This is a genomic window from Salmonella sp. NW177 (assembly GCF_051811585.1).
GTDB lineage: Bacteria > Pseudomonadota > Gammaproteobacteria > Enterobacterales > Enterobacteriaceae > Salmonella > Salmonella enterica.
In genome coordinates, this window is record NZ_JAMMZV010000006.1 from 92763 (window position 1) to 106497 (window position 13735).

Below are 13735 nucleotides of genomic sequence, written 5' to 3' on the forward strand. Positions count from 1 at the left end.
CGCAGGTGCCGCACAGCGATGAACTGGATAGCCGCGATGTTCTGTCCGTCAGTGGCCTGAATATCGCGTTTCACCACGAAGGGCAACAGGTAGACGCCGTGCGTAATGTGTCATTACGCCTGAAGCGTGGAGAGACTCTGGCGATTGTCGGCGAGTCGGGATCGGGAAAATCGGTGACGGCGCTGGCGTTAATGCGGCTGATTGAGCAGTCGGGCGCGAACGTGCGCTGCGGCGAAATGCTGTTGCGTCGGCGTAATCGCCAGGTGATTGAGCTGTCTGAGCAGAGTGACGCGCAGATGCGGCGTGTGCGCGGCGCGGATATCGCCATGATTTTCCAGGAGCCAATGACCTCGCTCAACCCGGTATTTACCGTTGGCGAGCAAATTGCCGAATCTATTCGTTTGCATCAGGGCGCCAGCCACGAAGAGGCGCTGGCGGAAGCGAAACGTATGCTCGATCAGGTACGGATCCCGGAGTCGCAGGCGATTTTATCGCGTTATCCGCATCAGCTTTCCGGCGGGATGCGCCAGCGAGTCATGATCGCGATGGCGCTATCCTGCCGTCCGGCGGTATTGATTGCCGATGAACCCACCACGGCGCTGGATGTCACTATCCAGGCGCAAATTCTGCAACTTATCAAAGTGTTGCAGCAAGAGATGTCGATGGGCGTGATTTTTATCACCCACGACATGGGCGTCGTGGCGGATATCGCCGATCGCGTGCTGGTGATGTATCAGGGCGAGGCCGTGGAAACCGGCAGCGTAGAGCAGATTTTCCATGCGCCGACGCATCCTTATACCCAAACGTTACTGGCCGCCGTCCCTCAGCTTGGCGCGATGCGCGGCCACTCGCTGCCACGCCGTTTCCCGTTGATTTCCGCTGACGAACCGGCCCTTTATGAATCGCAGATTGAGCAAGACACGGTGGTGGAAGGCGAACCTATTCTCCAGGTTCGGGGGCTGGTGACGCGATTCCCGCTGCGTAGCGGTCTCTTTAACCGTATTACGCGTGAAGTTCATGCCGTTGAGAATATCAGTTTCGATCTCTGGCCCGGCGAAACGCTATCGCTGGTGGGCGAGTCCGGTAGCGGAAAATCGACGACCGGACGCGCGCTGTTGCGGTTGGTTGAATCCCGGCAGGGGGAGATTATCTTTAACGGCCAGCGCATTGACACGTTGTCTGCGGGTAAACTCCAGCCGTTGCGCCGCGATATTCAGTGTATTTTCCAGGACCCTTACGCCTCGCTCGACCCGCGCCAGACCGTGGGGTATTCCATTATGGAACCTTTACGGATTCATGGTCTGGGGCAGGGGGACGCTGCGGCAAAGCGCGTGGCCTGGTTGCTTGAGCGTGTCGGATTACGGCCTGAACATGCCTGGCGTTATCCGCACGAGTTTTCCGGCGGTCAACGTCAGCGCATCTGCATAGCTCGCGCGCTGGCATTGAATCCTAAAGTGATTATTGCCGATGAGGCGGTCTCCGCGCTGGATGTTTCCGTTCGCGGACAGATTATTAATTTACTGCTTGATTTACAACGGGAAATGGGGATCGCCTACCTGTTTATTTCGCATGATATGGCGGTCGTGGAGCGAATTAGCCATCGCGTGGCGGTGATGTATCTTGGTCAAATTGTTGAGATGGGGCCGCGGCGCGCCGTTTTTGAAAATCCGCAGCATCCTTATACGCGTAAATTGATGGCGGCGGTGCCGGTTGCCGATCCTTCCAGACACCGGCCGCGGCGCGTTCTGCTATCAGATGATATACCCAGCAATATTCATAAACGTGGCGAAGAGACGCCCGCCGTTTCATTACAGTTGGTCGGGCCGGGACATTATGTTGCGCGGCCGCTGCAGGATAATGCGCTCTCGCGCTTATAACATTCAGACTGGCAGGGTTTCAGGAGAACAACATGACGCAATTTATTACGCATAAATGGCTGGCGGCGCTGGGACTGGCCTCATCCATTGCGGCTTTTCCGGCCCTGGCGGCCAAAGATGTGGTGGTGGCGGTAGGGTCTAATTTCACCACGCTCGATCCGTATGACGCCAACGATACACTCTCGCAGGCGGTGGCGAAGTCATTTTATCAAGGTCTGTTTGGCCTGGATAAAGACATGAAGGTAAAAAACGTCCTGGCGGAAGGCTATACCGTTTCTGATGACGGTCTGACCTACACCATTACCCTACGGCAGGGGGTGAAATTTCAGGACGGCGCGGATTTTGATGCGGCGGCGGTGAAAGCGAATCTCGATCGCGCCAGCAATCCGGATAATCACCTCAAGCGTTATAACCTGTATAAAAATATCGCAAAAACGGAGGTTGTCGACCCGGCAACGGTAAAAATTACCCTGAAACAGCCGTTCTCCGCTTTCATTAATATTCTGGCGCACCCGGCGACGGCGATGATCTCGCCGCAAGCGCTGGAAAAATATGGCAAGGATATTGGTTTTCATCCGGTCGGTACCGGTCCATACCAGCTTGAAACCTGGAATCAGACCGACTTTGTCAAAGTGAAAAAGTTCGCCGGTTACTGGCAGCAGGGCTTACCCAAGCTGGATTCTATTACCTGGCGTCCGGTTACTGACAACAATACCCGCGCGGCGATGCTGCAAACCGGCGAAGCGCAATTTGCTTTTCCTATCCCTTATGAGCAGGCCGCGTTACTGGCGAAAAATAAAAACCTCGAACTGGTCGCCAGCCCGTCCATTATGCAGCGTTATATCAGTATGAATGTGACGCAGAAGCCGTTTGATAATCCTAAGGTGCGTGAGGCGTTGAATTACGCTATCAATCGCCAGGCGCTGGTTAAAGTGGCGTTTGCCGGATACGCCACGCCGGCGACGGGCGTGGTGCCGCCGTCGATAGCCTATGCGCAAAGCTATCAGCCGTGGCCCTATGATCCGGCTAAAGCGCGCGAACTGTTGAAAGAGGCGGGGTATCCAGACGGTTTCAGTACCACGCTGTGGTCATCGCATAACCATAGCACCGCGCAAAAAGTGTTGCAGTTTACCCAACAGCAACTGGCGCAGATTGGCATTAAAGCCCGGATAACCGCGATGGACGCCGGCCAGCGCGCCGCGGAAGTCGAGGGCAAAGGGCAAAAAGAGAGCGGCGTGCGAATGTTCTATACCGGCTGGTCGGCGTCGACGGGCGAAGCTGACTGGGCGTTATCGCCGCTCTTCGCATCACAAAACTGGCCGCCGACGCAGTTTAATACCGCTTTTTACAGCAACAAGCAGGTCGACAGCGATTTGGCGGCGGCCTTAAAAACCAACGATCCGCAGGAGAAAACACGATTGTACAAAGAGGCGCAGGATATTATCTGGAAAGAGTCGCCCTGGATACCGTTGGTGGTGGAGAAATTGGTTTCTGCGCACAGTAAAAATTTGACCGGTTTCTGGATTATGCCGGATACCGGTTTCAGCTTTGACGATGCGGATTTGAAGTAAGTAATGCGATGGGGCTGGATGGCGCGCGCGTTGTCCGCCATCCGGTAAAAGGTTCGTGTGATGCTTAACTATGTTCTCAAGCGCCTGCTGGGATTAATTCCTACGCTGTTGATTGTGGCAGTGCTGGTGTTTTTATTTGTTCATTTGTTGCCCGGCGACCCGGCGCGGCTGATAGCCGGACCGGAAGCCGACGCGCAGGTGATCGCGCTGGTTCGTCAGCAGCTGGGGCTTGATCAGCCGCTTCATGTCCAGTTTTGGCATTACATCACCCATGTTTTACAAGGCGATTTCGGGACGTCAATGGTTTCCCGCCGCCCGGTTTCTGAGGAGATCGCCAGCCGCTTTTTGCCGACGCTGTGGCTGACGATAACCAGTATGATATGGGCGGTGCTGTTTGGCATGGCGATCGGCATCGCCGCCGCCGTGTGGCGTAATCGCTGGCCTGACCGGGTAGGAATGACGCTTGCCGTGACCGGCATTTCTTTCCCGGCTTTTGCGCTGGGAATGTTGTTAATGCAGATTTTTTCCGTGGATCTGGGCTGGCTACCGACCGTGGGGGCGGATAGCTGGCAACATTATATTTTACCCTCCCTGACGCTTGGCGCGGCGGTGGCATCCGTCATGGCGCGTTTTACGCGCTCCTCGTTTGTCGATGTCCTGAGCGAGGATTACATGAGGACCGCGCGGGCGAAAGGCGTTAGTGAAACGTGGGTGGTGTTAAAACATGGCCTGCGCAATGCGATGATCCCGGTCGTCACCATGATGGGACTGCAATTTGGCTTTCTGCTCGGCGGATCGATCGTCGTCGAAAAAGTGTTTAACTGGCCGGGGCTTGGGCGATTACTGGTCGACTCCGTCGACATGCGCGACTACCCCGTGATTCAGGCGGAAGTGCTGCTGTTTTCTCTGGAATTTATTCTTATCAACTTAGTGGTGGATGTCCTCTATGCCGCCATTAATCCGGCTATCAGGTATAAGTAAGGATGCGATTATTTAACTGGCGCCGTCAGGCGATTTTACATGCTATGCCGGTGGTAAAACCCGACCAGATACGCACGCCGTGGCGGGAGTTCTGGCGTCGTTTTCGCCGCCAGCATGTCGCGTTGGTCGCCGGGGGATTCGTACTGGTGTTAATTCTGGTGGCGATTTTTGCCCGTTGGCTGACGCCCTACGATGCGGAAAACTATTTTGACTACGATAGCCTGAACAATGGCCCCTCTTTGCAGCACTGGTTTGGCGTTGACTCGCTGGGAAGAGACATCTTTAGCCGGGTTCTCGTTGGGGCGCAGATCTCACTGGCGGCGGGCGTGTTCGCGGTATTTATCGGTGCGATAATTGGCACGGTGTTGGGATTGCTGGCGGGATATTATGAAGGCTGGTGGGATCGTTTTATTATGCGCATTTGCGATGTGCTGTTCGCCTTCCCCGGCATTTTGCTGGCGATTGCCGTTGTGGCGGTGTTAGGCAGCGGTATTGCTAATGTGATCGTTGCGGTGGCGATTTTCTCTATTCCGGCGTTTGCTCGTCTGGTGCGCGGAAATACCCTGGTCTTAAAACAGCAGACGTTTATTGAGTCTGCCCGCAGTATCGGCGCCAGCGACACGACGATTTTGTTTAGCCATATATTGCCGGGAACGGTCTCGTCAATTGTGGTTTTCTTTACGATGCGTATCGGTACGTCAATTATTTCCGCGGCAAGCCTGTCATTTCTCGGATTAGGCGCGCAGCCGCCAACGCCGGAGTGGGGAGCGATGCTCAATGAAGCGCGGGCGGATATGGTCATCGCGCCGCACGTAGCGCTCTTCCCGGCGGTGGCGATTTTCCTGACTGTGCTGGCGTTTAACCTGTTAGGTGACGGGTTGCGCGATGCGCTGGACCCGAAGATTAAGGGGTAAGCCAGCCCGGTGGCGTTGACGCCTGGCGGGCCTGGAACGGCCTCGTCAGGCGGGATAACACATCCGGCACCCGCGCTGGGGGAGGTGGCGTTAAACCCGACTGCCCCACAAATCATATTCGTCGGCGTTTTCCACTTTCACGCGCACGATATCGCCCGGCTTGACGTTGGTTTCGCCGTTCAAATAGACCGCGCCGTCAATTTCCGGCGCATCCGCCATGCTACGCCCGATAGCGCCTTCTTCGTCAACCTCATCGACGATCACCAGAATTTCGCGGCCCACTTTTTCCTGCAAGCGCTCAGCGGAGATTTGCTGTTGCAGTTGCATAAAGCGGTTCCAGCGCTCTTCTTTCACCTCTTCCGGCACCTGATCCGGCAGCTCATTCGCGCCTGCGCCTTCCACCGGGCTGTACTTGAAGCAGCCTACACGATCGAGGCGCGCCTCTTTCAGGAAGTCGAGCAGCATCTGGAAGTCTTCTTCCGTTTCGCCGGGGAAGCCGACAATAAAGGTGGAGCGTAAGGTCAGTTCCGGGCAGATTTCGCGCCACTGCTTAATGCGCGCCAGCTGGCGGTCAACGGAACCGGGACGTTTCATCAGTTTAAGAATCCGCGGGCTGGCATGTTGCAGCGGAATGTCCAGATAAGGCAGGATTTTGCCTTCCGCCATTAGCGGAATCACATCATCAACGTGTGGGTAGGGGTAGACGTAGTGCAGACGTGTCCAGACGCCCAGTTTTGATAACTGTTCGCACAGGCTCACCATACTGGTTTTCACCGGTTCGCCATTATGGAATCCGGTGCGGTGCTTCACATCTACGCCGTAGGCGGAGGTATCTTGCGAAATCACCAGAATCTCTTTGACCCCGGCATCAACCAGACGTTTCGCTTCGCTTAATACGTCGCCAATCGGACGGCTGACCAGATCCCCGCGCATCGACGGGATGATGCAGAACGTGCAGCGGTGATTACAGCCTTCAGAAATTTTCAGATACGCATAATGGCGCGGCGTCAGTTTTACACCCTGTTCCGGTACGAGGCTTAAAAATGGATTGTGCTTCGGCTTCGGTACGTAATGATGTACGTGCTGCAGAACTTGTTCATAGCTATGCGGCCCGGTGATTTCCAGTACTTTCGGATGCACTTCGCGGATCTGATCTTCTTTTGCGCCCAGGCAGCCGGTGACGATTACCTTACCGTTCTCGTTCAGCGCTTCGCCAATGGCTTCCAGCGACTCTTGTACCGCGCTGTCAATAAAGCCACAGGTATTAACGATAACCATATCCGCATCGTCATAGCGTGGCACAACGTCATAGCCTTCGGTACGCAGCTCAGTCAGGATGCGTTCCGAATCAACGAGGTTTTTCGGACAGCCCAGGGAAACGAAGCCGATCTTTGGCTGGTGGGTTACATTACTCATAGCTTAAAAAGTGTTCATTTATTGGAATGGTCAGGGCAGGGATTCTACAGATATCCGAACAAAAATTGTATCGCAATCTCATCAGGAGCGGCGGCATCAACCGTTGTGGTTGTCAGCAAAAGGTGAAAAAGGGCAATTCTAAGAAAATTCTTGATCTCTGACACCCCTTTGTCTAAAAAACGACCATACTATTAAGTTGAACCCTGGTAGAAAAGAGGAGGAAAAAAGGTATGGTCGTTGACAGACTGAGAACCGATCTTCTCAACAAGCTGATAAACGCGCGTATCGATCTTGCCGCTTATCTGCAATTGCGAAAAGCGAAGGGGTATATGTCAGTCAGCGAAAGTGACACTCTGCGTGACAATTTTTTTGAACTGAATCGCGAGCTCCACGATCACGCTTTACGGCAGGGACTGCATCTCGATCAGGAGGAGTGGAACGCGCTGCGCCGTGCCGAAGGCGCGCTTGCGGCCGCCGCCGTTTGTTTAATGAGCGGACACCATGATTGTCCGACCTTTATTGCCGTCAACGCAGATAAACTTGAAAACTGTCTGACAACTTTGACGCTGAGTATTCAGAGTCTGAAAGCACATTCACCGCTTACACAGGTCTGAATAAGGGGGAGGCGACTCCCCCTTTTTACCGGACCGCGCCGCTTAATGTTTTGTAAAAATAAACCGACCTCTTGCGATGCTGACTACGCTTTAACGCAGAGCCCTGAAGGAGGCGGTATGCGTCGAATACTTCTCGCGATAGTTTCATTCTCTCTTTTCTCTTCATGGGCGAACGCCAATCTTGCGCCGGTGAACGTTGAGGTGCTGCAAACCCGACTCGATCACCCGTGGTCGCTGGCTTTTTTGCCGGATAACCGTGGGATGCTCATTACCCTGAAAGGGGGACAACTGCGCCACTGGCAGACGGGGAAGGGACTTTCCGATCCGCTGGCTGGCGTACCGAAAGTGTGGGCAAACGGGCAGGGAGGTTTGCTGGACGTCGTGCTGGCGCCTGACTTTGCCCAGTCGCGCCGCGTCTGGCTGAGCTATGCTGAAGCTGACCGCGAAGGAAACGCCGGTACGGCAGTCGGTTTTGGACGGCTGAGCGACGATCTTCAGCGTCTGGAGCATTTTCGTACCGTGTTTCGCCAGATGCCTAAGCTGTCTACCGGCAACCATTTTGGCGGACGTATGGTATTCGATGCGCAAGGGTTTCTTTTTATTGCCCTGGGTGAAAATAACCAGCGCGCTACCGCGCAGGATTTGGATAAATTACAGGGTAAGCTGGTGCGCCTGACCGGGCAGGGCGAAATTCCGCCGGATAATCCGTTTGTGCATCAGGCGAGCGCGCGTCCGGAAATCTGGTCTTACGGTATTCGTAATCCGCAGGGGCTGGCCATCAATCCCTGGAGCGGCGCGCTATGGCTGCATGAACACGGTCCGCGCGGCGGCGATGAAATTAACATCCCGGAAAAAGGCAAAAATTATGGCTGGCCGCTGGCCACATGGGGCGTCAACTATAGTGGTCTGAAAGTGCCGGAAGCCAAAGGTGAAATTGTCGAGGGAACGGAGCAACCGGTTTACTACTGGAAGGATTCTCCGGCGATCAGCGGGATGGCTTTTTATGCCAGCGACGTTTTTGCGCCGTGGCGGCACAAACTGTTTATCGGCGCGCTAAAAGATAAAGAGGTCATTGTGATGCGCGTCGATGGCAATACGGTGACGGAAGAAGGCCGTATTCTGGGTGACAGAAAGCAGCGTATTCGGGATGTGCGTGTCGGACCTGACGGCTACTTATATGTGTTAACCGATGAGTCCGACGGGCAGTTACTCAAGGTAAGTCCTGCAGCCACGCGTTAGGTCACCGGGATCATCACCACTTTGCGAAAAGCAGGGCGCTCGGTAAGCTGTTGATACCATCGTTCCAGATTCGGGCGCGGCGTCCATTTCAGACCCACGTTCAGCAGGTTATAGACGAAAGGCGCAATAGCGATATCGCCGGTGCCAAAGTTATCTCCGGAGAACCACGGCTGGCGGGCCAGAGCATCATCAAGAAGCGCAAACAGGCCATCACACTTTTCGATACCAGCTTCAATTGCCGCCTGGTCGCGTTTTTCCGGCGGGGTTCTGACCAGTCCCATCAGGATCACGCGGTGCGCCGGGCTTAACGTCTGATTCGCCCAGTCCATCCATTTTTCGCCCTCCGCACGCCGCGCCGGATTATCAACCCATAGCCGGTTCTGGCCGTATTGCGCCGCCAGATAGCGGACAATGGCATTGGATTCCCACAATAACAGGTCGGTTTCATCATCTTTAAGCAGCGGCACCAGCCCATTAGGATTCATCGCCAGATAGTCGGCATCCTGGTTAACGCCGAATTTTCCGCCTGCCAGAATTTGATCGTATGGCAGTTCCAGCTCTTCAAGCGTCCACAACACTTTTTTAACATTAGTCGAGTTGTTCCGGCCCCACAGCGTAATCATATTAACCCCTTCCGTTTTATCAGGATGATGACAGTAATCGGCCTACCGTGAGATAAACCTAACATTTACACAATGGTCTGTAAAAAAATCGTTATGAAGGAAGCGTAACGGGATGTTATTGCATAAACTTTAAAAACTTTACCAAGTTACGGTTTCTTTAACGTCGTGAGTGCGTTATTACTCACCGCACTTATTACACGGTGGTGTGACGTGTGTTTTTGGAATGGATACTCGGGTGGTACTATGACGCAATACGCTTCTTCCCTTCGTAGCCTCGCGGCAGGTTCGGTTCTCTTATTCCTTTTCGCTTCGCCTGTAAAGGCAGAGGAACAAACGATCGCGCCGCCGGGCGTTGATGCGCGAGCCTGGATCTTAATGGATTACGCCAGCGGTAAAGTACTGGCGGAAGGCAACGCCGATGAGAAACTCGACCCTGCCAGTTTGACAAAAATTATGACCAGCTACGTGGTGGGCCAGGCGCTGAAGGCAGGGAAAATCAAGCTGACCGATATGGTGACGGTGGGCAAAGATGCCTGGGCGACGGGGAACCCGGCGCTACGTGGGTCGTCGGTGATGTTTCTGAAGCCAGGCGATCAGGTGTCTGTTGCGGATCTTAATAAAGGCATCATCATTCAGTCAGGTAATGATGCCTGTATCGCGCTTGCCGACTACGTCGCCGGAAGCCAGGAGTCCTTTATCGGCCTGATGAACGCCTATGCGAAACGACTGGGGTTAACCAATACAACCTTCCAGACGGTACACGGTCTTGATGCGCCAGGGCAGTTCAGTACCGCTCGCGATATGGCGCTGCTCGGCAAGGCCTTGATTCACGATGTGCCTGACGAATACGCCATTCATAAAGAGAAAGAATTTACTTTTAATAATATTCGTCAACCGAACCGCAACCGCCTGTTGTGGAGCACCAATCTGCATGTCGACGGCATGAAAACGGGGACAACGGCAGGGGCTGGATATAACCTTGTCGCCTCCGCCACCCAGGGCGATATGCGCCTGATCTCTGTCGTGCTGGGGGCGAAAACGGACCGTATTCGTTTTAATGAGTCAGAAAAACTGCTGACCTGGGGTTTCCGCTTCTTTGAAACGGTCACGCCGATTAAACCTGACGCGACATTCGTGACGCAACGGGTCTGGTTTGGCGATAAGCGTGAGGTCAATTTGGGGGCGGGCGATGCGGGGTCTGTGACGATTCCGCGTGGGCAGCTTAAAAACCTGAAGGCCAGCTTTACGTTGAACGAACCACAGCTCACGGCGCCGTTGAAGAAAGGGCAGGTTGTCGGCACCATCGATTTCCAGCTTAACGGAAAATCCATTGAGCAACGCCCGTTAATGGTGATGGAAAACGTCGAGGAGGGGGGATTTTTCAGCCGGATGTGGGATTTTGTGCTGATGAAACTCCATCAGTGGTTTGGCAGTTGGTTCTCGTAAAATAACCCCATTGCCGGGTGCGCGTCGCATCCGGCAACGGGCGGTTAATACATCAGAGTAATTTGTTGCGCTTTAGCGTAGGCCACAAAGGCCTCATCGGGACGGCGGTCGCTGATAATCGTATCAAAGCGTGATAATTCCCCCATCCGCGCCGGACGTACCTTGCCGAATTTACTGTGATCCACCACCAGTACATGGCACTGTGCCATTGTCATTGCCCAATGTTTTACCGGCAGCTCTTCCAGATTAAAGCAGGTAGCGCCTTTACTGGTATGAACGCCGGCGGCGGAATAAAACGCGATATCCGGACAAATATTGTTTAACGTTTCATGGAAATCAAGCGGCTTGAAAATGGCGTTGCTGGCGTGAAACTCCCCGCCGCTGAGGATGGCGCGGCAATGGGGTTTGTCCTGCAGCGCCAGGAAGGTATTAAGTGAATAGCACACCGCCGTAAAGGGAAGGTCATTATCAATGGCTTCGATGATCCACGGCGTGGTGGTGCCACAGTCAATAAATACCGTCTGATGCGCTTGTACCAGGCCTGCAGCCAACTGAGCGGCTCGGCGTTTTTCTTCCACCAGACGAGATTTTTGATCGCTTAACAGATAATGACTGGCGCTGCGGGGCTCCAGTACGATATAGCCGCCCAGCAACACGACAGGCGCGCTTTTATGGTTCAGGTCGCGACGAATGGTCATTTCAGAGACGCCCAACAGGGTCGCGGCTTCTTTTAGATGAAGTTTATCGCTGCGTTTTAAGGCCTGCAGCAATTGACCAATACGCTCGTCGCGTCGCGTTTCCATAGTTCCCCTGGAGAGTTAAATAAGCGCTCCGCACCATACAGAGCGCTTAATATTACTCTTTTTTTCGCTATTTAGTCACGTACCCAGCCTTTTCGAATGGGCAATGCGAAACAGAAACGGTAACAACGTTGCAGCGCCTGGTAGAGCGGCGCGCCGTACCATTGCCAGATCAGCTGTGCGCTCAGGCAGCCAAGCATCGCTACCAGCAGCGCGCCAATCATATCTAACGGCCAGTGTACGCCGAGATAGACGCGCGACCAGGCGATGGTAATAGCTATCGCCATCATCACGATGCCTGACCAGAGGCGGTGCCAGAACAAAAACGCCAGCGCAAAGGTAAAAATCACCGTACCGTGATCGCTGGGGAAAGAGTCATCGGCGGCATGATGCAGGAAGTTATAGCCGATATGATCGACAAACGGACGGTCGTGCGGGAAAAGGTGTCCCATTGTCCAGGAGACCGCCAGACTGATAATCAGCGCGATGCCGATTTTAACGATCAGCTGACGCTGGGCGCAGACCCGATCGCGGGGACCCCACAGCCAGAGTACCACGGCTAAGAGCGGGACGATGTTGATGACATCTTTGGCGATAAAGATAGCGAGCGAAATCGTCCACTGCGCGGAATCAGGCGTGGCATTAATAAAATAAAACAGCGAGTTGTTAAGGTTTTCCAGCATAACATCCAGGCTCGGAGCAATGAAATCAAAAGGGATAGCCAGCTCATCCCCGTGCAAACTGAGCATAAATGCAGCGTAACAGGGAGGAAAAGCAGTATTGTCTTATTTGGCGGCAACATGAAGAGATTTAAGACAATGGCATAAAATAACGTTGATGATAACGGCGCAAACTTAAATTAACCTTAAAGTACGCAAGCGCTAAGCAGCTTTCTGTAAAAATGTGCGCTATTTCCCTTGCAGCCTCATAATTCGCTATCTCAGTTCCCCGACTTTCATTACACTCTGCGCGGTTTTTATTGGCGAAGAGATGGTATGCAGAATCGTTTACAATCAGGCGGCAGGCTGGGACGTCAGGCGCTACTTTTTCCTCTCTGTCTGGTGCTGTACGAATTTTCTACTTATATTGGCAACGACATGATCCAGCCGGGTATGCTGGCGGTGGTTGAGCAGTATCAGGCGGGCCTGGACTGGGTTCCGACGTCCATGACCGCTTATCTGGCGGGCGGTATGTTCTTACAGTGGCTGCTTGGCCCGTTGTCTGACCGGATTGGCCGTCGTCCCGTGATGCTGGCGGGCGTCGTGTGGTTTATTGTCACTTGCCTGGCGACGTTACTGGCGAAAAACATCGAACAATTTACATTCCTGCGTTTTTTGCAAGGGATTAGCCTGTGTTTTATCGGCGCTGTAGGGTATGCCGCGATTCAGGAATCCTTTGAGGAAGCGGTGTGTATAAAAATTACCGCGCTGATGGCGAACGTGGCGTTAATCGCGCCGCTACTGGGACCACTGGTTGGGGCGGCATGGGTGCATGTTCTGCCGTGGGAGGGGATGTTTATTTTATTTGCCGCACTGGCCGCTATCGCCTTTTTCGGGCTACAGCGCGCAATGCCGGAGACCGCCACGCGGCGGGGCGAAACGCTGTCATTTAAGGCGCTGGGCCGGGATTATCGACTGGTAATAAAAAATCGGCGGTTCGTCGCAGGGGCGTTAGCGCTGGGATTTGTCAGCCTGCCGCTGTTGGCCTGGATTGCGCAGTCGCCGATTATCATCATTAGCGGCGAACAGCTCAGCAGCTATGAATATGGTTTGCTGCAGGTGCCCGTTTTTGGCGCGCTCATTGCCGGTAATCTGGTGTTGGCGCGTTTAACCTCCCGACGTACGGTTCGCTCGCTGATCGTGATGGGCGGCTGGCCTATCGTCGCGGGGCTGATCATCGCCGCGGCGGCGACGGTGGTTTCATCCCATGCTTATTTATGGATGACGGCGGGATTAAGCGTATACGCTTTTGGCATTGGGCTGGCGAATGCCGGACTGGTGCGTCTGACGCTCTTTTCCAGCGATATGAGTAAAGGAACGGTCTCGGCGGCGATGGGAATGCTACAAATGCTGATTTTTACCGTTGGCATTGAAGTCAGTAAACACGCCTGGTTAAGCGGCGGCAATGGGCTATTTAGCCTGTTTAATCTGGCAAACGGTATTCTTTGGCTACTGCTGATGCTGGTCTTCTTAAAAGATAAGCGGACGGGGAATTTGCAAACAGTCTGAGAGAGCGGCTACGCCTGATAAGCTTT

12 protein-coding genes are annotated in these 13735 nt (G+C 54.0%); 8 read left to right on the forward strand and 4 right to left on the reverse strand.

Annotation, left to right across the window (positions count from 1 at the left end):
* The first annotated feature begins 5 nt into the window (after window positions 1-5).
* The 4 genes from gsiA to gsiD are packed head-to-tail and all read left to right on the forward strand — an operon-like array spanning window position 6 to window position 5343.
* The gene (gene gsiA / locus NA986_RS17085; RefSeq protein ID WP_001120589.1) at window positions 6-1877 is read left to right on the forward strand and encodes a glutathione ABC transporter ATP-binding protein GsiA; all 1872 of its coding nucleotides are present in this window, start codon (window positions 6-8) and stop codon (window positions 1875-1877) included.
* A 32-nt stretch (window positions 1878-1909) separates the two neighbouring features.
* Complete coding sequence (gene gsiB / locus NA986_RS17090) at window positions 1910-3448, forward strand: glutathione ABC transporter substrate-binding protein GsiB (protein WP_000191427.1); 1539 nt, start codon at window positions 1910-1912, stop codon at window positions 3446-3448.
* Between the two features lie 60 nt (window positions 3449-3508).
* Complete coding sequence (gene gsiC, locus NA986_RS17095) at window positions 3509-4429, forward strand: glutathione ABC transporter permease GsiC (RefSeq protein ID WP_000936066.1); 921 nt, start codon at window positions 3509-3511, stop codon at window positions 4427-4429.
* A 2-nt stretch (window positions 4430-4431) separates the two neighbouring features.
* Window positions 4432-5343 carry a glutathione ABC transporter permease GsiD gene (gene gsiD / locus NA986_RS17100; RefSeq protein ID WP_001628718.1) on the forward strand — a complete coding sequence of 304 codons (912 nt, stop codon included), beginning with the start codon at window positions 4432-4434 and terminating at the stop codon, window positions 5341-5343.
* 90 nt (window positions 5344-5433) lie between these two features.
* Here gsiD and rimO read toward each other — a convergent pair whose 3' ends face one another.
* Complete coding sequence (gene rimO / locus NA986_RS17105; RefSeq protein ID WP_000073317.1) at window positions 5434-6759, reverse strand: 30S ribosomal protein S12 methylthiotransferase RimO; 1326 nt, start codon at window positions 6757-6759, stop codon at window positions 5434-5436.
* A gap of 230 nt (window positions 6760-6989) precedes the next feature.
* Here rimO and bssR point away from each other — a divergent pair, with 230 nt between their 5' ends.
* A complete protein-coding gene (bssR, locus tag NA986_RS17110; protein WP_000259651.1) occupies window positions 6990-7373 on the forward strand; it encodes a biofilm formation regulator BssR in 384 nt (127 codons plus the stop codon).
* 117 nt (window positions 7374-7490) lie between these two features.
* Window positions 7491-8612: a PQQ-dependent sugar dehydrogenase gene (locus NA986_RS17115; RefSeq protein WP_023216248.1), complete on the forward strand. Its 1122-nt coding sequence runs from the start codon at window positions 7491-7493 to the stop codon at window positions 8610-8612.
* Here the strand turns inward: NA986_RS17115 and NA986_RS17120 are convergent.
* Window positions 8609-9235 (reverse strand): glutathione S-transferase family protein, encoded by a 627-nt coding sequence (locus tag NA986_RS17120; RefSeq protein WP_000631904.1) that lies wholly within the window; start codon window positions 9233-9235, stop codon window positions 8609-8611. The two genes, NA986_RS17115 and NA986_RS17120, sit on opposite strands and share 4 nt — an antisense overlap.
* Window positions 9236-9478: 243 nt before the next feature.
* Between NA986_RS17120 and dacC the strand changes: the two genes are divergently transcribed.
* On the forward strand, window positions 9479-10681 hold the full coding sequence (dacC, locus tag NA986_RS17125; RefSeq protein WP_000195712.1) for a serine-type D-Ala-D-Ala carboxypeptidase: 1203 nt from the start codon (window positions 9479-9481) through the stop codon (window positions 10679-10681).
* A gap of 44 nt (window positions 10682-10725) precedes the next feature.
* On the opposite strand, the gene deoR is transcribed toward dacC, so the two are convergent.
* Both deoR and ybjG read right to left on the reverse strand, forming a co-directional pair.
* Window positions 10726-11484: a DNA-binding transcriptional repressor DeoR gene (deoR, locus tag NA986_RS17130; RefSeq protein ID WP_000450103.1), complete on the reverse strand. Its 759-nt coding sequence runs from the start codon at window positions 11482-11484 to the stop codon at window positions 10726-10728.
* A 71-nt stretch (window positions 11485-11555) separates the two neighbouring features.
* Window positions 11556-12164 (reverse strand): undecaprenyl-diphosphate phosphatase, encoded by a 609-nt coding sequence (gene ybjG / locus NA986_RS17135; RefSeq protein ID WP_001531378.1) that lies wholly within the window; start codon window positions 12162-12164, stop codon window positions 11556-11558.
* 312 nt (window positions 12165-12476) lie between these two features.
* On the opposite strand from ybjG, the gene NA986_RS17140 reads away from it, so the two are divergent.
* Window positions 12477-13709, forward strand: coding sequence for an MFS transporter (locus NA986_RS17140; RefSeq protein WP_001181284.1), 1233 nt, complete (start codon window positions 12477-12479; stop codon window positions 13707-13709).
* Window positions 13710-13735: the final 26 nt, after the last annotated feature.